This window comes from Methylophaga muralis (assembly GCF_001720165.1).
GTDB lineage: Bacteria > Pseudomonadota > Gammaproteobacteria > Nitrosococcales > Methylophagaceae > Methylophaga > Methylophaga muralis.
Map to the genome: position 1 here is coordinate 45,221 of NZ_MCRI01000009.1, position 21,629 is coordinate 66,849.

Consider the following 21,629-nt stretch of genomic DNA (forward strand, 5'->3'; position numbering starts at 1 on the left):
AAGTATGTTGACAGATTCACGCACTAGGGTCTGTTTGTCTCTCATCATTGATGGGAAATAAACAGGCCTTAAGATGGGTAGACTACTCCCCTAAGACAGGGGCATTATAAGCAGGCTGCAAATACTCTGCAATCAAATGTTTTTTAACGTCTTAATTGCCAGGTTGGTTTATTGTTTACATCAATAATATGATGTGAAAACAGCCATTCACGAGCGTCTTCGGCATCCTGTTCAAACCAGGCTTTGGCGCTGCCGAGGCGGAAACTATAACCCCAACTATCCATATCCAGCATCATCCGATCTCGACCCAGTTTAGGCAGAAAATCACTGAGTAAGATCTGCATATAACACACGCCATTTTCTTCGTCATAATCACCGGCCGCATCCGTATCTAAATTGAGACGACGTTGACCATCCATACAGATATAGTGCCCGGCTTCATGTAACGCCGAATGTACTGGCGTATCAAGCCGCAGCAATAATTGATTGCCTAGCAGTCCCGCTTCACGTTCACCAAAAAAACTGCCGGGTATGGCTTCATGCTCAGCAACCTGTTTGATTTCAATACCGTAAGGCTGCAGCAGTTTTTGCAGATGTTGCTGATAGAACGCTGTGCAATTCACCACATTTTGCGGATCAGACACGTCGGGCATCACCAATAATATGATTAATTACCAGACCTGCCAGCGTTAAGCCGAATATAGATGGCATATAACTCACCGTGCCGTTTACAGCGCGGGCCCGTCCACGACTGACCGGCTCTGGTGGCAATGGTGGTAACGGGTATTCCAGCGAATAAACGGTTTGGATACCTTTACCGACACCGCGCTTGCGTAAATGTGAACGTAATTGTTTGGCGAGCTTACAGATAGACGTATTCATTAAATCGCCGGTACGCACTTGGGTCGGATCAAGTTTACCGCCCGCACCCATACTGGAGAATACCGGCAACTGATTACGCCATGCAGTTTCCAGTAATGTGGTTTTACTGCTCATGCTGTCAATCGCATCAATGATTACGTCAAAGCCTTGATTCAGCGTGTCGGGAATGGTTTCCGGCGTTAAAAAGTCAGTGATAAGGTTCAGTTCACATTGCGGATTTATATCTGCGATCCGCTCTGCCATGACTTCGACTTTTAATTTACCGACCGTTGATTTTAGTGCTACCAGTTGCCGATTCAGATTCGACGCTGATACGACATCATGATCCACCAGAGTCATTTTACCAACACCCATACGAGCCAGCGCTTCAGCGGTAAACGAGCCAACTCCACCCATGCCTGCCAGAAAAACATGACTGTTCTGTAGCCGTTCAATACCGGAGTCTCCCAGCAAAATATGCGTGCGCTCAAAAAGCGGATTGCTGTGCGCCATTCGTTTTCCTCAACAACAAAAATTTAATTCCGGCTATTTTCCGATAACCATCCGCTAATGGCAAAAGGCGCTGACTGAACTGTTAATGATGAGGTTTAAACTGCTTCACTGAATCAAAGAAATCTTCTTCAACGGCATCGCCGCGATAACGTGAATGCAGATAAAGTTCACTGATGGTCGCAATCTGTTGTTGATACGCCGGAAGGGCCTGTTGCGCCCGAAGTGCAAAATCTTCTGGTCCTTCATTGGGCTGACGCACAATGTCTAGTCGGGCCAGCTTGGCACAAAACTGTTGATAAATTCGTTGCACTTTATCTTGGGATACAGACTTCAATCTTAATGTTGTCCAGGCAATCCAACTGAATATCAGCGCAATGCCTAGCGCCAGCCAGCTAATCATTTTTTGCCAATCCGGCTGATGCATGCCGAGTTTTTTGAGTAAATCAAGTTGTCTTTCCGGCCCGTAACTGACAACCCACATATCCCAGGCACTATTGAGTGCATCCCAATTGTTTTTCGCAGACTGCCACATTTCCACCAGCCGATCGTTATTGGCAATTGCTCTTGGGGAACGTCGTTCAGCCGGTAATAAATCACCAATGCCAAAATCTACCCGATTACTTGATACCGCAGAGGTAGGATCAATTCTGATCCAACCTTTATTTGGCAGCCAGACTTCAGTCCAGGCATGCGCATCACGCTGGCGGACAGTGAGAATTTGATCGACCGGGTTGATATCGCCACCTTGATAACCGGTGACAATTCTGGCCGGAATACCGGCAGCGCGCATTAATACGGTAAAACTTGCTGCATAATGTTCACAAAACCCCTGTCTGGTTTCAAACAGAAACTGATCAATGGTATCGCCGCGTAAGGCTGGCGGTGTCAGGCTATAGCTGAAGTTTTGCTGGCGAAAATAATCCAATACTGACTCTATATAAGCTTCACTGGACTCACTTTTTTCGACCAAATCCCGGGCTAATCGCTGACTGCGTGGATGGCGATCATCCGGCAGACTTAGCCCATAGCCCAAATAGCCATCCATTTCCGGGTTAAATTGGTATTGATTGTGTGAGCTTAATTGGTATTGCACCCTTTGCTTGATGGCTTCGCGGCTATTTAATTCACCATCTGCGGTGAGCTGGGTCTGCATGGTGGTGGGATATGTAGTGGGGAAATCCAAAGCAAATAGCCAGCGCCTGTCGTGTGGTTCCAGGGTGATACTGTAAGACGTTGATTCACCAGTGACATGAATTTGTAAGGGCTTATCCAGCCTTTTCTGATTGTCATTAAGCGGCAGCCAACGTTTACCATCGGTATGCCAGAGCACAGGTCCACGCCAATACAGATTCTGCCGATCAGGAAACTGGTTATTCTCAAATTTGACGCGAAAGGCAATAGCATCGGATTGAGTCAGCTGGCTGATATTGCCGATGGTAATGTCATCAGACATGCCACTGATAGCGCTGTTTCGGGGCGGCACTTCGCCAAGGGTCATACTGTCCGGCAGGCTGTCGGGAATATCCAATGCATCATTGGGCAATCCCCAGATGGGACCCGATATGCGTGGAAACAATACAAACAACAGCAGCATTAATGGCGTGGCTTGCAGCACCATAACGCTGGCCTGTTTCACACGGTTTTTGGCTGAGCTGTCAGTTTCGTTGGCAGTAATCAAACAACTGGTCAGCAGGATAACATTGAGCAACATCAATATGACGATTGGAATACTTTGATTAAAGAAAAAATGGGTGATGACCAGGAAAAACCCCATAAAGCAGCTCAGATAATAATCCCGCAGACTTTTTACTTCGACAATTTTGAAGGCCGCCATGGTGGTTAATAGCGCGACACCTGCATCCCGGCCGATGGTGATGCCATAACTGTAAAACACCAGTACGATGGTCAGTACGGCGCTGATGGAATGCAGCACTTTTAACAGCCGTTTATCAGCCGGTAACAACCAACCACGCCAGCTATGCATGACTCGCCAGCCCATCATTAACAGGAATATCAACGCGACCCAGAGTGGCTGATAGAAGAAATGCGGAATGGCGATAATCGTCAATGTCACCATCAACCAGTGAATGGCCGTTTGTGACGGAGCGATAACCGGCTTTTTACTCGCCATACAATGCCAGAGCTTGCAGACATTGATGCCGGTGCTGTTCACCATGACTGATATCAATGGTGTGATTGGGCATCACCAGCCCGTATTGCAATCCGGCGGCATCAGCGGTGAGGATCCACTGGCTTAATTGCGATAATTTGGCTTCGGTATCCTGCAGATCAGCAACATCCTGCCACTGCAGCATCAGACTCTGCCCGGTGGGACTGCTGAACTGTTTGGTCCGTAATACGCCATCACGTGCCAGAGCTTTCCAGGCGATATGTTGTCTGGCATCGCCTTCACGATAACGATGAAAACCGGCAAAATCATCAATGCCTTGCTGATGTTGCAAAGCCACACCAGTTTCCATCGCTGAGGGAAGTGGCATAGGTTTATTACCGATCGGTTTGGGGTAAACCAGAACCCGTTGATTAATATCAATAAAAAACCAGCTGAATAACAAGCCGACCGGATACACGCTGGACAGTCGCAGCCGACCTAACTCTTGCCATCCTCTTTGCTGGGTGGGGATTGGTAGCAGATGCAGGCTGTTGTGATCTGCAGCAATTAAAGCGGCCTTATAAAACGCAACATAGCGGGAAAACTTTTTAAACGGCCACCAACTTGATGCTGAGGGTGATGCCAGGTAAGCCATTTCCAGTTGCCGGATAGGGCGCTGGCTTTGGTTGATAAACGTTATCGGCAACAGAATGTTTTGTTTACAAAATGCCGGTTCAGCATGACCCAGCTGATAATCCAGCTGTCGTACATTGCGGTAGCTGTGATGCATGGCAACATGGCCGACACCTACCAACAGAAAACTGAGTAAATGGCCAAGACTGTTGTTGTAATTAATGGCACCCAGCAACATCACCAGAATTAACATCGCGTAACTCATGCCATAACGGCTGGGCAAAATAAATACCCGATAACGCTGCTGTTGTCGCCAGCGCTGCCAATATTGGCGCAACATTAACATTAGGGGATCGCGACCTGCTGCAGGATCTCTATTGCCCAATCAGCCGATTGCAGATGTTCGCGGGCTTGCAGACGATGTTGAACGATACTGGGAAAAACCGCCTGCACATCTTCGGGGATCACAAAATCCCGGCCACTGATCATGGCCCAGGCTCTGGCAGCTTGAATCAGACCTAACCCTGCCCGAGGGGACAGACCGTTATAAAACTGACCCGTTTGTCGGGTATAGGCTAACAACACCTGCACATAATCAATCAGCGCATCACTCAATGTTATTTTGCTGGCGGATAGTTGTAACTCTAGCAATTCATCCGGGGTAATGTCAGCAGTAAGCTGTTTAAGCATTTGACGTCTATCTTCGCCAATCAATAAAGCACGTTCGGCATGATGATCGGGATAACCGATTTGAATACGCATCAGAAATCGGTCCAGTTGCGATTCCGGTAATGGAAAGGTGCCAATCTGATGAGTGGGGTTTTGGGTGGCAATAACAAAAAACGGATCATCCAATGGGTAGCTTTCACCTTCAATAGTGACCTGTTGCTCCTCCATCGCTTCCAGCAAGGCACTTTGCGTGCGAGGCGAGGCGCGGTTAATTTCATCGGCTAACAGTAACTGGGTAAAAATCGGTCCACGATGAAAGCTGAATTGATGTTTTTCAGGGTCATAAATCGATACTCCTAGAATATCCGCCGGCAGCATGTCACTGGTGAATTGTACCCGCTGAAAACGTAAGCCTAATGTGGTGGCCAGCGTATGTGCCAGCGTGGTTTTACCGACACCGGGCAAATCTTCAATCAATAAATGACCGCGGGCAATCAGACAGGATAAGGCCAGTTTGACGGCGTGTTGTTTACCCAGTATCACTGCATTAATTGTTTGGAGTATACGGTCCGTGCTGCCTTGCGTCATGGAAAATCCTGTATTGATTTAGGTTATTGTTGATGTCGGAATAGACATGCTAATTTGATTTGGGTTCTTTTCACTTTTTGCTAAGGAGATTTAAATGTCAAATGAAGGTTACCACGAGCCGTTTAATGAGTTATCAGACGAAACCAAAGATATGCATCGTGCGATCGTGTCGTTGATGGAAGAGTTGGAAGCAGTTGATTGGTATAACCAGCGGGTTGATGCGTGTAAAGATACGGAATTGAAAAAGATTCTCGAACATAATCGTGATGAAGAAAAAGAACATGCCGCAATGACGTTGGAATGGATTCGCCGTAAAGATAAAAAGATGGATGAGCAATTACGGGATTATTTATTTACTGAAGGTGAAATCACCCATCACCACGATTAGTCAGATACTGAAAAGACGTCGACAATTCGCCGTGGTGATTTCAGCAATATGATCGCTGGATTCACCGCGCAATTGACTAAGCTTTTGAAGAATCACCGGGATATTTTCAGGGGTATTACGCTGACCCTGATGACCGCATAGCGGCATATCTGGCGCATCGGTTTCCAAGACGATTTGCGACAGCGGTAATTCAGCAAATAAGCGTTGTAATCTCTGAGCTCTGGGGTAGGTCAATGCGCCGCCAATGCCTAATAGAAAATTGAGATCACGATATTGTTCGGCTTGCTGGGCACTGCCGCTGAAGGCATGCACAGTGCCACCCGGTAGTTGTTTTTGGCGTAACAGTTTGAGAACTTCATCATGGGCTTTGCGAACGTGCAGGATAACCGGTAAGGCAAATTTAACTGCGACATCCAATTGTGCTTCAAATAAACTCAGTTGAGCGCTCATATCGGCATCCGCCACATAAAAATCCAAACCGATTTCACCAATCGCGATCGGTTGGTATTGATGGACAGCTTGATCCAGTAGTTGTGCGGCATTTTCAGGATGTTCTTCCATAAACATTGGATGACAGCCTAACGCCAGCGATAGCATTGGATTGCTGTTACATAATTCGATTTGTTTGGGCCAGCTATTGACTGTGACACCGGGAATGACAATTTTTTCGATACCTGATTGAAGGCAGTTGGTCAGGATAGTCTGACGATCTGCGTCAAAATCATTAAAGTCGAGATGGCAATGACTATCAATCAGGTGCAACATGTTAAGACTGCCTTTATAAACAGAGGAACATACCATGTCAGAAATCTATCATGAAGCCAGTAAGCCACATGAGCGCTTAATGTTCAATGTCGCGATATTTCACTTTTTTGTTCCGGCGATTTTGTTTGGCACCCGAAACCTGTGGTTGATTTTCTCATTATCGTTACTGGGGTCACTCATCATGATTGGCTCAATAGCCTATAAAGCGCACAACACCCAAGACCAGACTGCATTGGTTCAAGCCCATTGGAAGCTAGCCTGGAAGCGCAGTTTGTATCTATTAGGTGCTTATTTGGTGGCGGCAATTATATTTGGTGTTGGCTCGTTTTTATTGCAGGCTCAAGCCGATGAAAGCATGCGATTTATTCAACGTTCTGTCCTGGGATGGTTTGCTTTGGTACCCATTTCGTTGACATTAATAGCGTTGATTGTGCTGGAAGGTAGCGCATTGGTTCAATCGCGCAAAGGCGTGATGCCGTCAGAGATGAAGCTGTAACCTTTACCTTTTAATCGAGCGTAATGGTTTCAGTTTTTGCCAGGCCCTCACCACGTGGGTCACTGGCTGCACTGACTTTGCCAGTTGTTTTATCAGCAACTACTACCTGCATATTGCCAAATTGACGATTTAATATATCCAGTTGATGACCCCGGCGGATTAAATCCTCTTGCTCCGCCTCACTGAAGCCGGGAGTTTCCATCTGTACCCGGTCAGGTAAATATTGATGATGCAATCGCGGTGCACTGACAATTGCTTCGGCGTCCTGGCCTTCCATAAAATGCAGAATGCCTTGCATCACCATAGTAATAATCCGGCTACCTCCAGGAGTGCCGATTACCAGCAATCGTTGGTCATTTTCAACAAAACTCGGGGTCATGCTGGAGAGGGGGCGTTTGCCAGGTTCGATCGCATTAGCAGATTCACTGACAAGCTCATAAGCATTCGGGCTGCCACTTAACGCTGAAAAATCATCCATTTCATTATTAAGTAATACGCCAGTATTGCCAGCAACAAAGCCGCTGCCAAAAGGCAAGTTAATACTGAGCGTGGCGGATACCCGGTTACCGAATTGATCGACTATCGAAAAATGCGTGGTGTCTTCACCTTTATTACTGAATTCATCCGATAATTCATCACTTTTGCTGGCAGTTTCTGCATCAATATCGGCAGCCAGCTGCGCCGCGTAGTTGGCATCAGTTAAATAATCAGGTACCTCAACAAAATCACTGTCACCTAAATGTACAGTGCGCTCACGATAGGCCCGGCGCATGGTTTCGATCAACAAATGTCTTTTTTGTTGGGTGTTAGCTTGCAGGTAATTCAATGTATTCAACTGATTCAACATCAAGCTGATTAACTGTCCGCCTGCTGATGGTAAAGCTGCAGTGGTGATGGTGTAACCAGCAAATTGTGTTTGCACCGGTTGGCGAATTTTCAGTTGGTAATTAGCCAGATCCTGATGGGTCCAGATACCGCCGGCGGCCAGCACTGATTCCACCATCTGTTGAGCGATATCCCCCTGATAGAAACCATCGCGACCTTTTTCGGCAATCGCTTCCAGGGTTTTGGCTAAATCCTGTTGAATAATTACCGTGCCTAATTCGGGAATGTCATCTCCATCCAGAAAGATTGTTTTGGCTTCAGCATTTAACGCCTGTTTTCTAAACCCCATATAGCGCTGATAGCGCGGTGTGACAGCAAAGCCTTCTTTGGCATAACGAATTGCCGGGGCAAGCGTGGTCGATAATGGCAACTTGCCATAATGTTGCGACAAATAATCCAATGCAGCCGGGGTTCCGGGAATAGCGGCGGCCAATGGACCATTAAGCGCTAAATCTCGTAATACCTCACCATTTTCGTCCAGATACATATCACGATGTGCTTTGGCGGGTGCGGTCTCGCGACTGTCCAGCATGATTTGCTGTTTATCGGCTTGACGATGCAATAACCAGAAACCACCGCCACCGAGACCAGATCCTGCAGGTTCAACCACTGCAAGCGCTGCACTGACGGCAATTGCTGCATCAAAGGCATTGCCGCCTTGTTGAAGAATTTCAAAACCAGCTTCAGTCGCTAAAGGATGTGCCGAAGCAATCGCCGCTTGTCCGCTTTGAGTATGAGCAAAGCTAACCGGAATAAAAAATAGATAAAGTAATAAGCTGGTGAATAATCTCATGAATGCTGTTTTTGTTTGGCGGCAAGCCTATCCTGTTCTCTTCGACGTATTTTTTCCATACGGTGTTGCTCGGCTGCTTCGTTTGATTCCAAGCCGATATGTGCTTCACCGCGCTTCAATGCCAGTTGTACCTGTTTTTCACGTTCGGCATAACGGGCTTTTTGATCGTCAGTGGTTTTATCGAAACAATGCGGGCATGAAACGCCGCGTTGGTATTTTTCGCTTTGTTTGTCTTCTTCGGTGATGGGTAACCGACAGGCATGACACTGATCGTATTCGCCTTTTTCCAGACTATGATTAACGGTAACGCGTTCATCAAATACAAAACATTCGCCTTCCCAGAGTGACTCCTGTTCCGGTACGTCTTCCAGATATTTGAGAATGCCACCTTCCAGATGATAAACCTCTTCGAAACCTTGTTCTTTGAGATAAGCGGTGGATTTTTCACAGCGAATTCCGCCTGTACAGAACATGGCGACTTTTTTTGTGTTTTTGCGGATCCAGATGCTGTTTTACATATTCTGGAAACTCACGAAAACTTTCGGTGTGGGGATTAACGGCATTTTTAAATGTACCAACCTGTACCTCGTAATCATTACGGGTATCTACCAGCAAAACTTCAGGATCACTGATTAACTTGTTCCAGTCTTTGGGTTTGATATAGGTTCCGACCGACTGTTTTGGATCGATGCCTTCCACACCCATAGTGACGATTTCACGCTTTAGTTTCACCCGGCTGCGCAGAAATGGCGGAGTATCGGTATACGACTCTTTGTAACTCAAATCTTTTAATCTGGAATCTGTACGTAAATAATCCAACAAGGCATCAATTGACTGACGTGATCCCGCGACGGTGCCATTGATACCTTCCTGAGCCAGTAATAACGTGCCACGTACCTCATGATCCAGCATGAATTTGAGTAGCGATGGTTTAATCGCCGCATAATCATCCAGAGTGACAAATTCATATAATGCGCAGACCACAGTTTGAGCCATAGAAATATTCCGTAAAGATTTTAAAGCCCTATATTTTACAGGGATATTGTTGGGTCGTGTATGCTTAGTTAATAGCAAGCCTTACAAGCAAGAAATGACTTTACCAATCAACACATTGAGGTGTGAAATGGATGAATTGCAACAACTCAAACAAGAAAGCGAACAGTGGCGCGCTGATCATCTTCGCTGGTTGGCCGATGCGGATTATTGGACACATCATACTCAACGCCTGGTTGCTATTTTACACAAGCTTGAACGTAGCCTGCCCGAACACAGTGCCAAGCTTGATCAACATGTTGGATTAATCATGCAACATGAAGAAACCATCAACCGCTATGAATGTGGGCTTGACCCTAATTGTATGTCCAGCTGTGACAGTTATATTGATTTAGAAAAGCAACGGGCGTTTCACGATAAGTTGCGAAAACTGCATAAAAAAATGCAACTGCATCATCAACAATTTAGCGAGCAGTATAAAAATCAGATGGCGAATTTTTACCAACAAGCAAAGTTATTGATGCAGGAAATTGCTGAGGGCTAGGGTCTGTTTATCTTTCATCACCACCTCTGTTATTAGCTGAAAGATAAACAAGCTCTGGATTACCACTGGCGAACTCGCCCGGTATCAATGTGAATAAAGTCGGATTTTGGATAAAAACCGACACCACCACCTTGCAGACTGATCGCCATATCTCGCAATGCTTCGAGTTTTACCCCTGGTAATCGCAAATCTACCGCCATGCCAAGTGTGTGGAGACTTTTTTGAGCAACACCTGTACTGCTCTTACGCAACATTTCATTGCTGGCGGGGGAGCGATAACCGGAAATAATATTAAAGGCTTGTTTACTTTGAGCCTTTTGCTGCAAAAGAAACATTAAATTCAGCAATTGCCGGTCCATATCGGTGTGTTCGCCGCTCCGATGATCGCGTAACAGATAATTAATTTCTGCCAGCCCATCTTGCAGATATTTACCTTGTTCCCAATAGGTGGTTTTAAGTTTTTCTTCTGTATGTAAGTTGTAAAGCGACAGCTGGCGAGGGGCTTCTTTAGGCAGATTTGCCCATGCCGCGGGCATCATTAATATGGCCCCACTGGCAGCCAGATAACGTAATATTTCGCGTCTGCTAAAGGTTCTTTGCAGAATTGCGTCAGTTAAACGGTTTTCAGAATCAGTCATATCAATACCAGCTACAGAATGTTTAAGCATAAATTGCGCATTACAACAGTAGTTAACTATTTCGTTAAATTAATGCTGAGATTTATATCGCATCAAAAGCCACAAGAAAAACGGTCCGCCCAGTAAGGTAGTAATAACGCCGACAGGTAATTCTGCAGGGGCAATGACCAATCTGGCAAGCGTATCGCAAATCACCAGAAAGCTGCCGCCAAAAAGCAATGTCGCCGGTATCAGATAGCGATGATCTTCGCCGATAATCAATCGGCAGATATGCGGCACCATCATACCGACAAAGCCAATCGGCCCGCATAAGGCAACGATAGCTCCCACGCACAACGAAGTAACAAAGAACAATGCATAGCGTACGTATTTCACCGAAACGCCTCGACTTGTGGCTATTTCATCACCGGCCATTAACAGGTTCAGCTCGCGGCTCAGAAAAATAATCACTACTGCCGTCAGTGTAACGAAAGGTAATAGCTGCTTTAATTCCTGATAACCCACCACCGTTAAACTGCCCATCAACCAGCGGATAATTTGAAATGAATCGGCAACGTTGCTGAGATATTGAATAAACAATATCAGGCTGGAAAAGAAGAAACTGATAGCAACGCCAGTTAACAATAAGGTTTCGCCAGAAAAACCAAACCGAAACCGACTGATACTGTAAACAAAACTGATGGCTATTAAGGCTCCGGCAAAGGCGCTAAGGCTGGTGGCACTTAATCCTAAAATCGTAAAACTGATACCTGTATAGACACTAATCGCTGCACCTAACGAAGCACCGCTGGCCACACCCAGGGTAAATGGTGTGGCCAGTGGATTGCGAAACATTGCCTGAAATACCATGCCGCACAATGCCAGACCACAGCCAGCAGTAAATGCAAATAACACCCTTGGGATCCGCAACTCATAGATGATCATCTGCTGAATTTCCGGGGAACTAGCCGCTGAAAAATCCAGCCACGGACTGATAATTACCACCAGAACGGTAAACAGACTTAATGCGATGAGTTTAAGTTTTATGCTCATGATTCATCTGCCACAGCAATCAGTCGATCATGATGCGGATGTTTGGCAAAAACAAACGCTTGCTGGTAAAGCTGCTGTAACCGCTCGGCATTTAAAAACTGTTCAGCAGGACCATGCCACAGACATTTTCCATCGAGTAATGCCAATACATGTTTGCTGTGCTGCGCGGCATGATTGATATCGTGGGTGACTTCAATAATGGTTTTATTATGCTGTTGATTGAGTTTGCGGATAAGTTGATGCACCGCGACCTGATGATGCGGATCCAGAAATGCGGTAGGTTCATCCAGGATCAATACCGGTGTATCCTGCGCCAAAGCAGCAGCGATCATAACCCGCTGACATTCGCCACCGCTTAAGGTCGACATTTTACGGTAACGAAATGGCTGGCAGTCAGTGATGTTGAGGGCATTTTCTACCACCTCATTATCATGAGCCTGCCATTCTGAAAAAACATGATGATGACTATATCTTGCCATCCGCACATAGTCATCAACCGTAAAGGTCAGATGGTTGCCACCGCTTTGTGGTACGTAGCTGATAAGTCTTGCCAGCTTTTTGTGGCGATACTGGGAGATTGGCTGACCATCAATCATTAGCTTGCCACTGTGAATCGGCAAAATCGCGATCAATGTTTTCAGGAAGGTGCTTTTACCCGAACCATTTGGTCCAACGATGCACAGATAATCACCTTGCTTCACATTGCAACTAATTGATTCAATAAGTCTTTTATCAGAAGTTTTGACGGAGATATCTTGTGCGTTAATCAACATGGTTCACCTGTTCCCAGTCTAGGTGAGGGTGTAATATCTGCGCCAGCTGTTCAGCCAACTGAATAATCCTGGGCCCAGGAATTACAGCATAGTCCGCCTGAATAATATGTAATTGATTATTTTTAATAGCATTGATTTTATCCAGTCGCTGCCATTGCTGCCGAAGGGCAGTGATATCCGGTGAATACACCTCTGCATCGGGGAAAATATCGATAATAACTTCTGGATTAAGCCTTAACAGCCCTTCTGTAGACAGCGCAGGAACTCGCAGTCGTGTGCCTCGATAGACATTGGTGGCGCCAACGGATGGCAATAAATCATTATAAAAATCCTGTTGCCCGGCGATATAGACTTTATCCAAATAATTGGTGTTTGAACTATGGGCAATGGCTATTAAAACATTGGGTTTTGGCTGACCCTCAACTTTTTGGCGAATCGCGTCAAGCCGACTATCAAAATCACTAATCAGCTTCTCAGCGATAGTAGTTTGTCCTACTGCAGCGGCAATATCGATGATGCTGCGACGAATACCGGCCAGGCTGGAATTATCGATACTTAAGGTGGCAATTCCTAGTTGTTGTAGCTGTTTTTTCAGCGCATGTTGGCGTTCCAGCAGGATTACCATATCAGCCTTTAACCGAACAATCTGTTCCAGATTCGGGTCAAGATAGCCGCCAACTTTGGGTAAATTTTTCACTTGTGCGGGATATTGACAATAATCTGTTACGGCAACCACCTTATCTCCGGCATTCACTGCAAAAAGTGTTTCTGTAATGCTGGGAGCCAAGCTAATGATCCGCTGAGGTGGAGATAGCGTGGCCACGCTGCTATCTTGCAACGTTTTTTCAGGCTGCAACCAGACAAAAGTAAATACCGCGATAAACAGCAGAATCGGCCAAAAACGTGCCATTTTGGCTTCCCTGTGACCAAAACAGCCTATTATACTGACTGATGTTGATACATACAGATAGGTAAAACGCATGAATCAGGTAATGCAGCAGGCAGAGTGTTTATTTACGTTGCAGGCGATCGACGAAAGTCTTGAACAACTGGCCTCTCAGTTGAATCAGCAGTATGTGGATAAAAACCCAGTATTACTGTGTGTGATGAATGGTGCGGTGATGACCATGGGTCATCTATTGCCCAAGCTGCAATTTAATCTGGAAACCGATTACATTCATGCGACTCGCTATGGCGATAAAACTGTTGGCGGAACGTTGGATTGGCGTGCAAAACCAAGCATTGAACTGCATGGAAGGCATGTTTTATTAGTTGATGATATTTACGATGAAGGCTTCACATTAGCCGCCCTAAGAGAATTCTGTCAGCAATCCGGAGCCATTTCGGTTAAGACCTTGGTTTTAGCTGATAAACAACATGGCAACAAGCATGGTATACCGCCGGAATATATAGGATTATCACTTCCAAATCGCTACGTTTTTGGGTTTGGTATGGATTACAAAGGCTATCTGCGCAATGCCCCCGGTATTTTTGCAATCAAGGAGAATGCATCATGATCGGATTGATTGGAGGTAGTGGTTTAAGTCAGTTAGACGGCTTAGTTCTTGAAGAGCAAATGCAGCGTGAAACGCCATTTGGTGAACCATCAGCACCATTAATGATTGGTAAGTTTGCGGGTAAAGACGTCGCGTTTCTACCAAGGCATGGCGAGCATCATACCATTCCGCCACATTTGATAAATTATCGGGCCAATATCTGGGCGATGCATCAGTTAGGCGTCGATCAAATTCTTGCCGTCGCCTCTGTTGGAGGCATTACCGAAGCATATAAGCCTGGAACGATCGCTTTGCCTGATCAATTGATTGATTACAGCTGCGGAAGGGAATCCAGTTTTGCCAGTGAGGATTTTTCAGCGGATAAACATATTGATTTCACTTATCCATTTGATGAAACCTTGCGTCAGCAAATACAGTTGGCTGCCAATATTGAAGAAATGTTGGTGATTGATGGCGGCGTCTATGCGGTTACTCAAGGGCCGCGACTGGAAACCGCTGCTGAGATCCGCAGATTAAAAACCGATGGCGCCGATATGGTGGGCATGACTTTGATGCCAGAAGCAGTTCTAGCTCGAGAGTTAAATATTGCCTATGCCAGTATAGCGGTTGTAGCTAATCAGGCCGCTGGTATAAGCTCACATCCGTTGACCATCGAAGTCATTCTGGAAACTATGGATGCAACAATGGGCCAGGTTCATCGTTTATTAAAATGTGTTATTCCGCTGTTGTAGCTTCACCTTCAGTCGGTAACGAATAGGTTTCCGGACCGGTCATATTGGATAACACTTGATCCGGTGTTGATACTGGAATCAGCTGTAAAATTGCCCCGAATCGCGGGTGATCGAAATAATGTACCTGTCGACTGCGAATACGGCGTAATTCCACTAAACGTGGTTGAGACAAGGTATGAAATGAATCACTTTCAACCGAACGTACACCATCCTGCAACCATAAATCCAGATTGGCATGCAGGTAGGTTGCAATATGAAAACGCACTTGGCCTTTCACCCGCTCAGATTCTATAGCTACTGCTTGAGCACGATTGCGATTCCCTACAGCTTGTTGCCAGGACTGATGACTCACTACCCGATAGCCAGCTGAATTGCGCAAGCGCTGGGCAATATCACCGAGATTTTTATTTTCTGCCGGTTGAATTACTTTATTTGCCATACCTACGCTCAAAGGAGCGGGATCCTGCAACGTAAATGTGGGTGATTGTTCGTTATCAGAGGGATTAAGAACTTCGAACACGATCAGCTCGACGTGGTACCACTGTTGCGCCTGTGCGGCGACGCCAATACTCATTAAACCGACAAATAATATGCTGTTGGTTAGGTTCAGAAATTTCATAAAAAAGCAGTCCCGGATAACGAATGTAGCTATTGTCTTACGCTAACCCGAAAAAGTCCAAGATCCACCCGTTTGATGTACTTTGCTGGTATCATCAAATGAACATCAAAAGTCGCAATGGAGCAGAGTAATGGAAGGTTTTTCGCTATTTGTCATCGTGGTACTGGTACTGGCCATTGTCCTTGTTTTAATGGGCGTCAAGTCAGTCGATCAGGGTTGGGAATATACGGTTGAACGCTTTGGTCGTTATACCAAAACATTGCGACCAGGTTTAAATCTGATTGTGCCAGTGATTGATAAGATCGGCGCACGCATTAATATGATGGAGCAGGTTTTGGACGTGCCTTCGCAAGGCATTATCACTAAGGATAATGCGATGGTTCGGGTTGATGGTATAGTGTTTTATCAGGTTATTCATGCTGCAAAAGCCGCTTATGAAGTCAGCGGACTGGATAATGCAATACTGAATTTAACCATGACTAACGTGCGTACTGTTATGGGCTCAATGGATCTGGATGAATTGCTCTCCAAACGTGATGAAATCAATACACGATTATTGACGGTAGTTGATGACGCAACCACGCCATGGGGGATTAAAGTCACCCGTATTGAAATTAAGGATATTGAACCACCTGCCGATCTGATTGAAGCCATGGGCCGTCAGATGAAAGCAGAGCGGATTAAACGCGCTAATATTCTTGAAGCCGAAGGTCATCGTCAATCAGAAATTTTGCGAGCAGAAGGTGAAAAGCAAGCTGCAGTATTGGACGCTGAAGGTAGACGTGAAGCTGCATTTCGAGATGCCGAAGCCCGTGAACGTTTAGCGGAAGCTGAAGCTAAAGCCACAACCATGGTTTCAGAAGCCATTGCACAAGGTGATGTTCAGGCGGTGAACTACTTTGTTGCACAAAAATACATTGAAGCACTTAAAGATATGGCCAGTGCCAACAATCACAAAATCATCATGATGCCGCTGGAAGCGAGTAGCGTAATTGGTTCATTGGCGGGTATTACTGAGCTCGCCAAGGAAGCCTTCATCGGTAAAGAGAAGTAATTATGCCGTTTATCGTTGATTTCTGGCATTGGTGGGTTTTGGCAGTGGTGTTAATAACACTTGAAATCATCTTGCCAAGCTTTTTTGCCTTATGGTTAGGCATTGCAGCATTTATCACTGGCCTGGTGTTGCTGTTATTTCCAGCGATTCCCTGGCAGTTCCAATGGTTAATGTTTGCTGTGTTATCAGTGTTAAGTATCGTATTGTGGCGCAGATACTACGTCAAACATCCCATCGCAACGGATGAGCCATTACTCAATCGGCGGGGTGAACAACATGTCGGTCGGATTCTTACGCTGACCAATCCGATTGTGAATGGGCAGGGAAAAGTCATCCTCGATGATTCCACCTGGAAAGTACATGGTCCCGATTGCCCGACCGGTACTCGTGTTCAAGTTATCGCTGTAGATAACGTTATTCTTAAAGTTGAAATTATTGGTTAACAATGGCTTTAGTGATCGATTTAATGCGTCATGGAGAACCCCAGGGCGGAATGCGTTATCGTGGGCAGCTTGATGATCCGTTAAGTGAGCTGGGTTGGCAGCAAATGCGATCTGCTACTGCAAATGTCACACCCTGGCAGCACATTGTCAGCTCGACCTTAACTCGCTGTGCGGATTTTGCCAAAGAGCTGTCCGATAATCATGCCATTCCCTTGCAACTAGATAAGCAATTTACCGAGATAGGTTTTGGTGATTGGGAAGGTAAAACTGCCAGTGAATTGGAACAACATCATAAAGCAGCATTTTATGCTTTTTATGATGATCCAATTAACAATACTCCAGCTAATGCAGAATCGCTTTTGGCGTTTCAACAGCGCATTCAGCACGCCTGGCAAGCACTAGTGCAATCCCATAGCGATACACATATTCTGTTGGTCGCTCATGTCGGTGTGATACGTGTCATTCTCACTGAGATATTGGCAATGCCATTAGAGGCTATGTTTCGTATCCAAGTGCCTTACGCTGCGATTAGTCGCATTGTGATATACAACGAAGGGCCGAGACTCTATCCGCAGTTACAGTTTCACGCAGGCAAGCCATGACAGGGTTTTTTAATACCGGTCTCAGCCAGCAACAGTTTCTGGATGAATATTGGCAAAAGAAACCCTTAGTGATCCGGCAGGCTTTTCCTTTGCCAGTCAGTGATCTTAGCCCAGATGATCTTGCAGCGTTTGCCAGTGAGGCAGAAGTCGAATCGCGCTTGATTGAAGAATTCGGTGAAAAGCCCTGGCAACTGCGTCACGGTCCATTTGACGACGAAGATTTTGCGGATTTGCCTGATACGCATTGGACGTTACTAGTTCAGGACATGGATAAACATCATCCACCGTTACAGCAATTACTAACAGCATTTGAGTTTCTATCGGCCTGGCGCCGCGATGATTTGATGATTAGTTACGCGCCTGAAGGTGGATCGGTCGGGCCACATACCGACAGTTATGATGTATTTCTGTTACAAGCTCAGGGAACCCGCCATTGGCAAATCAGTGATAAGCCGTTAATTAATGCAACTTTCAGAGATGATACTGATTTACGCATACTGCAGCAGTTTTCAGCTGATCATGATTGGAAATTACAGCCGGGTGATATGCTCTATCTGCCTCCTCACTTTGCTCATCATGGCGTAGCTTTAAATCCATGTTTGACCTTTTCGATAGGATTCAGAGCCCCATCCCAATTACAGTTGCTTGATGCTTTCAGTCACACTTTGTTAGAACAGGATGTTGCTGAACAACTTTATGCGGATGCTGATGTGGACGTTATTCACTCTGCAACTGAAATTGATGGCAGTGCAATCCAGCGCTTTCAAAATTTACTGTTCGAAACCATAAGTGATAATCAAGGTTTAATTGCTTTGGCGGTTGGGCGGCTGGTGACTGAAACTAAATCAACTTTACAGGACTTAGCAGAAGAGTTTGTAACCGATAAACCGTCATTAGTTGAAGTGGATGAACGCTTTAATACGGGTGAGTATTTGCAACGCAACGTGTATTTACGTTTCGCTTGGCATAATGATTCAGCAGGAGCATATATATTTGTGGCAGGGGAAGCTTATAACGTTGAGCTTGCCGCCGTGGAACAGCTTCCGTGGCTAACCACTAAAGCTCAAATCCATCAAACTGATTGGCAATCTATACGCAATTTCCCAAAATTAATGGATATCTGTTGTGAATTGATTGCGAGGGTGCCTGGTACTGGCCGGAAGATTTTGCCTGAGTTTATTTAGTCTGCCGTTTGAATTCAGTATGGTGACATTTCGGACAAGGTGGAATGCGGCCGGTTTTTTTAAAGTGCATTTCTGTGCCACAAGAATTACACACTAATGTGCCGATGCCGGTAATTTCCCCAGTGTGATACTGCTGGGCCATTTGTGCTTGATTAGCCAATTGGCCGAGTTCCAGACGGGTCCGATCGGCAACTGAAGCAAATAATTCATAAAGCCGTTCTTCTACGAGTTGTAAATCGAAATTAAACCAGGTTGAAAATTCTTTTCCTGTGGTTTCAAGATATTCTGCTGCATCCTGTAAATCCCGCTCGACATAATAGGCAATCTTATCAGCTTCTTCTGCGGTCACTTCTCGTAGTTCAATTGCACGAAGTTTTGCCAATTCAATCCGCTGCTTAAGTGTGGGAACAGCATTCGCTTCAGCATCATCAAAAAAGTGATGAATGCGTTCCATCATTTTGTCATAGGCGGCGGCGAACTTTTCTTCGAAGTTATTATCTGACATGACTTAACCCTTTATCTGATGCGGTTTTTAGGTTAACTTAGCACACATTAATCCAACGGAGGAAACCGTTTTGATCACAACACGCAAGCTATTGTTTGGCGGGTTTTTATTTTGTTTCAGCTTATTTTTGGCTGCTCTATATATGCAACATGTGATGGAGTTGGAGCCATGCCCATTATGCATTTTGCAACGTGTGTTAGTGATGGTTACCGGGGTGTTTTTCCTGATAGCGGCCATTCATAATCCGGCCAGAACAGGAACCAGAATTTATGTAGGGTTGATCAGTTTATCGGCTTTATTGGGAGCATCGGTTTCAGCAAGACATGTCTGGCTGCAGAACCTTCCGGTTGATCAAGTACCAAGTTGCGGACCAGGAATGGGCTTTATTATGGAAAACTTTCCGCTGACCGATGCATTATCTTTGGTGTTAAGAGGTTCTGGAGAATGCGCCGAGGTTTCATGGACATTTCTGAGCCTCAGTATTCCTGCATGGACGCTGCTTACATTTGTGGGGATGTTCGGCTTGGCAATTTTAGCTGCCTGGCGGCAGCAATAAACTGAAGTTGAATAACTAAGCTGGCGTTAGACTATATTGGATTAACGGGCACGATAGACGATGCGGCCTTTGCTTAAATCGTAGGGAGTCAATTGAACAGTTACTTTGTCGCCAGTGAGGATGCGGATATAGTTTTTACGCATTTTGCCGGAGATATGTGCTGTTACAACATGACCGTTTTCCAGCTCAACGCGGAAAGTAGTATTAGGCATCGTGTCAATTACAGTGCCTTCGAATTCAATATGATCTTCTTTTGCCATACAGGTCTTAATTTACCAAACTATTAAAAGATCCATTTTGCCGTAAAATCACTGATTATTCAAAGCTTTTTTATCAAAATTGCGCCATTGCCCGTCAAATTGTTGTAAAGCGGAGAATCGACTCTTATAACGCATTTTCGGACTATCCCCAATCCAATAGCCTAAATACAGCCATGGCCGATTTTGTTGTTGTGCTAATTCGATCTGTTTCAATATAGCAAAGGTGCCTAATCCTCTTGCTGAATAATCAGGATCAAAGAAAGTATAAAAAGCTGACGCTGCATCGGTGACAAAATCGGTAATGGCTACCGCAAGCAATTTGTCCCGGGTTCTAAATTCGATAAATGCTGTATCGCTCCAGCTGCTGGTGAGAAACTGCAGATAGGTTTCTTTACTGGGATTATCCATTCCACCACCAGCATGTCTATGTGCGATATAGCGTTGATAAAGATCATAGTGTTCCGCATTAAAAACAGCGGGTGTGATATTTACATACACATCATTATTATCACGTAAACATCGTCGTTGGCTGCGGTTCGGCTGAAAGCTATTTACATCTATTCTGACCGGAACACAGGCATCACATGCCGGACAAAATGGTCGATATACATGATCACCGCTGCGTCTGAATCCGTGTTGGATGAGCTGACTGTAAAGTGCGTTTGTCAGCGGTCGAAGAGGGTCGGGATAGATGTTTCGCGCCAGCCGGTCTTCAAGATATGAACAGGCATGCGGTCTGTCCTGATAAAAATCAAGGCTCATAGTTAAATGGTGATGTGATGGTTTGCCAGTTGCCTGATTGGCCGGGTAAGGAGCACAGCTGCTGTACTTGGTGGACAAAGCTTTCTCTGGGCAGGGTCATTGCGCCAAGACGCGACAAATGCTCAGAATATACCTGACAGTCGATCAACGGATACCCCCACATTCTAAGCTGTCGGGCAAGGGCAACTAACGCAATTTTAGAAGCATTTGTTTGATAACTGAACATGGATTCACCAAAAAACATTTTGCCTATGGATACACCGTAAATACCACCAACCAGCTGTTCATCCTGCCAGCATTCTACACTGTGTGCATATCCGGCCTGATGTAGTGCTGTATAGGCCGCAATCATTTCGTTATGGATCCAGGTTTCATGTTGTTCAGCAGGTACTTTTGCTTGTCTGGGGGCCGCACAGGCCTGCATAACAGCTCCGAAATCTTGGTCAAATGTAATATGAAAAGGTTTCTGCCTTAGCGCTTTTTTTAAACTTTTACTGATATGCAGATTATCTGTTTGAAAGACCATACGTGGATTGGGGCTCCACCATAAAATGGGGTCATATGCATTAAACCAAGGGAAGATCCCTTGTCGATAAGCATTCAACAACCGAGTGAGAGATAAATCGCCACCTGCAGCCAATAAGCCGTGAGAGGTGGCTTGGTCAACTGGTGGGAATGGACTATCGGCAGATATACCTAACCAGCTGATAGCCAT

At 45.5% G+C, this 21,629-nt stretch carries 26 protein-coding genes and 1 pseudogene; 10 read left to right on the forward strand and 17 right to left on the reverse strand.

Annotation, left to right across the window (positions count from 1 at the left end; all coding sequences use genetic code 11):
* Positions 1 to 143 precede the first annotated feature (143 nt).
* The 5 genes from A9E74_RS05760 to A9E74_RS05780 all read right to left on the reverse strand — a co-directional run bounded on the left by A9E74_RS05760 (position 144) and on the right by A9E74_RS05780 (position 5,374).
* Positions 144 to 644, reverse strand: a complete 501-nt coding sequence (locus A9E74_RS05760) for a hypothetical protein (protein WP_176718905.1) — start codon at positions 642 to 644, stop codon at positions 144 to 146.
* Positions 637 to 1,374, reverse strand: coding sequence for a tRNA threonylcarbamoyladenosine dehydratase (locus tag A9E74_RS05765; RefSeq protein WP_069295692.1), 738 nt, complete (start codon positions 1,372 to 1,374; stop codon positions 637 to 639). Before A9E74_RS05765 ends, A9E74_RS05760 begins: the two co-directional genes overlap by 8 nt.
* Before the next feature lie 82 nt (positions 1,375 to 1,456).
* The gene (locus A9E74_RS05770) at positions 1,457 to 3,550 is read right to left on the reverse strand and encodes a transglutaminase TgpA family protein (protein ID WP_245652073.1); all 2,094 of its coding nucleotides are present in this window, start codon (positions 3,548 to 3,550) and stop codon (positions 1,457 to 1,459) included.
* Positions 3,495 to 4,463: a DUF58 domain-containing protein gene (locus tag A9E74_RS05775; RefSeq protein WP_245652074.1), complete on the reverse strand. Its 969-nt coding sequence runs from the start codon at positions 4,461 to 4,463 to the stop codon at positions 3,495 to 3,497. Before A9E74_RS05775 ends, A9E74_RS05770 begins: the two co-directional genes overlap by 56 nt.
* A complete protein-coding gene (locus A9E74_RS05780; protein ID WP_069295694.1) occupies positions 4,463 to 5,374 on the reverse strand; it encodes an AAA family ATPase in 912 nt (303 codons plus the stop codon). Before A9E74_RS05780 ends, A9E74_RS05775 begins: the two co-directional genes overlap by 1 nt.
* Positions 5,375 to 5,468: 94 nt before the next feature.
* On the opposite strand from A9E74_RS05780, the gene A9E74_RS05785 reads away from it, so the two are divergent.
* Positions 5,469 to 5,762, forward strand: coding sequence for an encapsulin-associated ferritin-like protein (locus tag A9E74_RS05785; protein ID WP_069295695.1), 294 nt, complete (start codon positions 5,469 to 5,471; stop codon positions 5,760 to 5,762).
* Here A9E74_RS05785 and A9E74_RS05790 read toward each other — a convergent pair whose 3' ends face one another.
* The gene (locus A9E74_RS05790; protein WP_069295696.1) at positions 5,763 to 6,527 is read right to left on the reverse strand and encodes a TatD family hydrolase; all 765 of its coding nucleotides are present in this window, start codon (positions 6,525 to 6,527) and stop codon (positions 5,763 to 5,765) included.
* Positions 6,528 to 6,561: 34 nt separating this feature from the next.
* Between A9E74_RS05790 and A9E74_RS05795 the strand changes: the two genes are divergently transcribed.
* The gene (locus A9E74_RS05795; RefSeq protein ID WP_069295697.1) at positions 6,562 to 7,023 is read left to right on the forward strand and encodes a hypothetical protein; all 462 of its coding nucleotides are present in this window, start codon (positions 6,562 to 6,564) and stop codon (positions 7,021 to 7,023) included.
* A 10-nt stretch (positions 7,024 to 7,033) separates the two neighbouring features.
* Here the strand turns inward: A9E74_RS05795 and ggt are convergent, their stop codons facing one another.
* Together ggt and trhO are read right to left on the reverse strand one after the other, a co-directional pair.
* Entirely contained in the window at positions 7,034 to 8,701 is a 1,668-nt protein-coding gene (gene ggt, locus A9E74_RS05800) for a gamma-glutamyltransferase (protein ID WP_069295698.1), read from the reverse strand.
* Positions 8,698 to 9,697, reverse strand: a pseudogene (trhO, locus tag A9E74_RS05805) (oxygen-dependent tRNA uridine(34) hydroxylase TrhO). Before trhO ends, ggt begins: the two are co-directional and overlap by 4 nt.
* Before the next feature lie 127 nt (positions 9,698 to 9,824).
* Between trhO and A9E74_RS05810 the strand changes: the two are divergent.
* The gene (locus A9E74_RS05810; protein WP_069295699.1) at positions 9,825 to 10,238 is read left to right on the forward strand and encodes a hypothetical protein; all 414 of its coding nucleotides are present in this window, start codon (positions 9,825 to 9,827) and stop codon (positions 10,236 to 10,238) included.
* Positions 10,239 to 10,297: 59 nt separating this feature from the next.
* Here the strand turns inward: A9E74_RS05810 and mepK are convergent, their stop codons facing one another.
* From mepK to A9E74_RS05830, 4 genes are read right to left on the reverse strand one after another with little or no spacing between them, the layout of a single operon-like run.
* Complete coding sequence (gene mepK, locus A9E74_RS05815) at positions 10,298 to 10,906, reverse strand: peptidoglycan L,D-endopeptidase MepK (protein WP_245652075.1); 609 nt, start codon at positions 10,904 to 10,906, stop codon at positions 10,298 to 10,300.
* Positions 10,907 to 10,945: 39 nt separating this feature from the next.
* On the reverse strand, positions 10,946 to 11,908 hold the full coding sequence (locus A9E74_RS05820; protein WP_069295700.1) for a FecCD family ABC transporter permease: 963 nt from the start codon (positions 11,906 to 11,908) through the stop codon (positions 10,946 to 10,948).
* Positions 11,905 to 12,681, reverse strand: a complete 777-nt coding sequence (locus A9E74_RS05825; protein WP_069295701.1) for an ABC transporter ATP-binding protein — start codon at positions 12,679 to 12,681, stop codon at positions 11,905 to 11,907. Before A9E74_RS05825 ends, A9E74_RS05820 begins: the two co-directional genes overlap by 4 nt.
* Positions 12,671 to 13,591 carry an ABC transporter substrate-binding protein gene (locus A9E74_RS05830; protein WP_069295731.1) on the reverse strand — a complete coding sequence of 307 codons (921 nt, stop codon included), beginning with the start codon at positions 13,589 to 13,591 and terminating at the stop codon, positions 12,671 to 12,673. Before A9E74_RS05830 ends, A9E74_RS05825 begins: the two co-directional genes overlap by 11 nt.
* Before the next feature lie 70 nt (positions 13,592 to 13,661).
* Between A9E74_RS05830 and A9E74_RS05835 the strand changes: the two genes are divergently transcribed.
* Together A9E74_RS05835 and A9E74_RS05840 are read left to right on the forward strand one after the other, a co-directional pair.
* Entirely contained in the window at positions 13,662 to 14,198 is a 537-nt protein-coding gene (locus A9E74_RS05835; protein ID WP_069295702.1) for a hypoxanthine-guanine phosphoribosyltransferase, read from the forward strand.
* A complete protein-coding gene (locus A9E74_RS05840; protein WP_069295703.1) occupies positions 14,195 to 14,929 on the forward strand; it encodes an S-methyl-5'-thioinosine phosphorylase in 735 nt (244 codons plus the stop codon). Before A9E74_RS05835 ends, A9E74_RS05840 begins: the two co-directional genes overlap by 4 nt.
* Here the strand turns inward: A9E74_RS05840 and A9E74_RS05845 are convergent.
* The gene (locus A9E74_RS05845) at positions 14,913 to 15,548 is read right to left on the reverse strand and encodes a CsiV family protein (RefSeq protein ID WP_069295704.1); all 636 of its coding nucleotides are present in this window, start codon (positions 15,546 to 15,548) and stop codon (positions 14,913 to 14,915) included. The genes A9E74_RS05840 and A9E74_RS05845 overlap by 17 nt on opposite strands.
* A 130-nt stretch (positions 15,549 to 15,678) precedes the next feature.
* Here A9E74_RS05845 and A9E74_RS05850 point away from each other — a divergent pair, with 130 nt between their 5' ends.
* From A9E74_RS05850 to A9E74_RS05865, 4 genes are read left to right on the forward strand one after another with little or no spacing between them, the layout of a single operon-like run.
* Positions 15,679 to 16,602: an SPFH domain-containing protein gene (locus tag A9E74_RS05850; protein WP_069295705.1), complete on the forward strand. Its 924-nt coding sequence runs from the start codon at positions 15,679 to 15,681 to the stop codon at positions 16,600 to 16,602.
* Between the two features lie 2 nt (positions 16,603 to 16,604).
* A complete protein-coding gene (locus A9E74_RS05855) occupies positions 16,605 to 17,045 on the forward strand; it encodes an NfeD family protein (RefSeq protein WP_069295706.1) in 441 nt (146 codons plus the stop codon).
* A gap of 2 nt (positions 17,046 to 17,047) precedes the next feature.
* Positions 17,048 to 17,647 (forward strand): histidine phosphatase family protein, encoded by a 600-nt coding sequence (locus tag A9E74_RS05860; RefSeq protein ID WP_069295707.1) that lies wholly within the window; start codon positions 17,048 to 17,050, stop codon positions 17,645 to 17,647.
* Complete coding sequence (locus A9E74_RS05865) at positions 17,644 to 18,831, forward strand: cupin domain-containing protein (protein WP_069295708.1); 1,188 nt, start codon at positions 17,644 to 17,646, stop codon at positions 18,829 to 18,831. The genes A9E74_RS05860 and A9E74_RS05865 overlap by 4 nt, the downstream gene beginning before the upstream one ends.
* On the opposite strand, the gene A9E74_RS05870 is transcribed toward A9E74_RS05865, so the two are convergent.
* Positions 18,824 to 19,336 carry a zinc ribbon-containing protein gene (locus A9E74_RS05870; protein ID WP_069295709.1) on the reverse strand — a complete coding sequence of 171 codons (513 nt, stop codon included), beginning with the start codon at positions 19,334 to 19,336 and terminating at the stop codon, positions 18,824 to 18,826. The genes A9E74_RS05865 and A9E74_RS05870 overlap by 8 nt on opposite strands.
* Before the next feature lie 70 nt (positions 19,337 to 19,406).
* Between A9E74_RS05870 and A9E74_RS05875 the strand changes: the two genes are divergently transcribed.
* Entirely contained in the window at positions 19,407 to 19,892 is a 486-nt protein-coding gene (locus A9E74_RS05875; RefSeq protein ID WP_084002966.1) for a disulfide bond formation protein B, read from the forward strand.
* Between the two features lie 41 nt (positions 19,893 to 19,933).
* On the opposite strand, the gene infA is transcribed toward A9E74_RS05875, so the two are convergent.
* From infA to aat, 3 genes are read right to left on the reverse strand one after another with little or no spacing between them, the layout of a single operon-like run.
* Complete coding sequence (infA, locus tag A9E74_RS05880; RefSeq protein WP_009726411.1) at positions 19,934 to 20,152, reverse strand: translation initiation factor IF-1; 219 nt, start codon at positions 20,150 to 20,152, stop codon at positions 19,934 to 19,936.
* 48 nt (positions 20,153 to 20,200) lie between these two features.
* Positions 20,201 to 20,914, reverse strand: a complete 714-nt coding sequence (locus tag A9E74_RS05885) for an arginyltransferase (RefSeq protein WP_069295711.1) — start codon at positions 20,912 to 20,914, stop codon at positions 20,201 to 20,203.
* Complete coding sequence (gene aat / locus A9E74_RS05890; RefSeq protein ID WP_069295712.1) at positions 20,904 to 21,629, reverse strand: leucyl/phenylalanyl-tRNA--protein transferase; 726 nt, start codon at positions 21,627 to 21,629, stop codon at positions 20,904 to 20,906. The genes A9E74_RS05885 and aat overlap by 11 nt, the downstream gene beginning before the upstream one ends.

Excerpts from the sequence above, each read along its gene's own strand:
- infA (WP_009726411.1), bottom strand. The coding sequence starts at position 20,152 with ATGGCAAAAGAAGATCATATTGAATTCGAAGGCACTGTAATTGACACG.
- A9E74_RS05770 (WP_245652073.1), bottom strand. The coding sequence starts at position 3,550 with ATGGTGAACAGCACCGGCATCAATGTCTGCAAGCTCTGGCATTGTATG.
- A9E74_RS05885 (WP_069295711.1), bottom strand. The coding sequence starts at position 20,914 with ATGAGCCTTGATTTTTATCAGGACAGACCGCATGCCTGTTCATATCTT.
- A9E74_RS05855 (WP_069295706.1), top strand. The coding sequence starts at position 16,605 with ATGCCGTTTATCGTTGATTTCTGGCATTGGTGGGTTTTGGCAGTGGTG.
- A9E74_RS05870 (WP_069295709.1), bottom strand. The coding sequence starts at position 19,336 with ATGTCAGATAATAACTTCGAAGAAAAGTTCGCCGCCGCCTATGACAAA.
- A9E74_RS05780 (WP_069295694.1), bottom strand. The coding sequence starts at position 5,374 with ATGACGCAAGGCAGCACGGACCGTATACTCCAAACAATTAATGCAGTG.
- mepK (WP_245652075.1), bottom strand. The coding sequence starts at position 10,906 with ATGCTTAAACATTCTGTAGCTGGTATTGATATGACTGATTCTGAAAAC.
- A9E74_RS05820 (WP_069295700.1), bottom strand. The coding sequence starts at position 11,908 with ATGAGCATAAAACTTAAACTCATCGCATTAAGTCTGTTTACCGTTCTG.
- A9E74_RS05860 (WP_069295707.1), top strand. The coding sequence starts at position 17,048 with ATGGCTTTAGTGATCGATTTAATGCGTCATGGAGAACCCCAGGGCGGA.
- A9E74_RS05835 (WP_069295702.1), top strand. The coding sequence starts at position 13,662 with ATGAATCAGGTAATGCAGCAGGCAGAGTGTTTATTTACGTTGCAGGCG.
- A9E74_RS05850 (WP_069295705.1), top strand. The coding sequence starts at position 15,679 with ATGGAAGGTTTTTCGCTATTTGTCATCGTGGTACTGGTACTGGCCATT.
- A9E74_RS05785 (WP_069295695.1), top strand. The coding sequence starts at position 5,469 with ATGTCAAATGAAGGTTACCACGAGCCGTTTAATGAGTTATCAGACGAA.
- aat (WP_069295712.1), bottom strand. The coding sequence starts at position 21,629 with ATGGCTATCAGCTGGTTAGGTATATCTGCCGATAGTCCATTCCCACCA.
- A9E74_RS05795 (WP_069295697.1), top strand. The coding sequence starts at position 6,562 with ATGTCAGAAATCTATCATGAAGCCAGTAAGCCACATGAGCGCTTAATG.
- A9E74_RS05845 (WP_069295704.1), bottom strand. The coding sequence starts at position 15,548 with ATGAAATTTCTGAACCTAACCAACAGCATATTATTTGTCGGTTTAATG.
- ggt (WP_069295698.1), bottom strand. The coding sequence starts at position 8,701 with ATGAGATTATTCACCAGCTTATTACTTTATCTATTTTTTATTCCGGTT.
- A9E74_RS05840 (WP_069295703.1), top strand. The coding sequence starts at position 14,195 with ATGATCGGATTGATTGGAGGTAGTGGTTTAAGTCAGTTAGACGGCTTA.
- A9E74_RS05775 (WP_245652074.1), bottom strand. The coding sequence starts at position 4,463 with ATGTTAATGTTGCGCCAATATTGGCAGCGCTGGCGACAACAGCAGCGT.
- A9E74_RS05810 (WP_069295699.1), top strand. The coding sequence starts at position 9,825 with ATGGATGAATTGCAACAACTCAAACAAGAAAGCGAACAGTGGCGCGCT.
- A9E74_RS05790 (WP_069295696.1), bottom strand. The coding sequence starts at position 6,527 with ATGTTGCACCTGATTGATAGTCATTGCCATCTCGACTTTAATGATTTT.
- A9E74_RS05830 (WP_069295731.1), bottom strand. The coding sequence starts at position 13,591 with ATGGCACGTTTTTGGCCGATTCTGCTGTTTATCGCGGTATTTACTTTT.
- A9E74_RS05765 (WP_069295692.1), bottom strand. The coding sequence starts at position 1,374 with ATGGCGCACAGCAATCCGCTTTTTGAGCGCACGCATATTTTGCTGGGA.
- A9E74_RS05865 (WP_069295708.1), top strand. The coding sequence starts at position 17,644 with ATGACAGGGTTTTTTAATACCGGTCTCAGCCAGCAACAGTTTCTGGAT.
- A9E74_RS05825 (WP_069295701.1), bottom strand. The coding sequence starts at position 12,681 with ATGTTGATTAACGCACAAGATATCTCCGTCAAAACTTCTGATAAAAGA.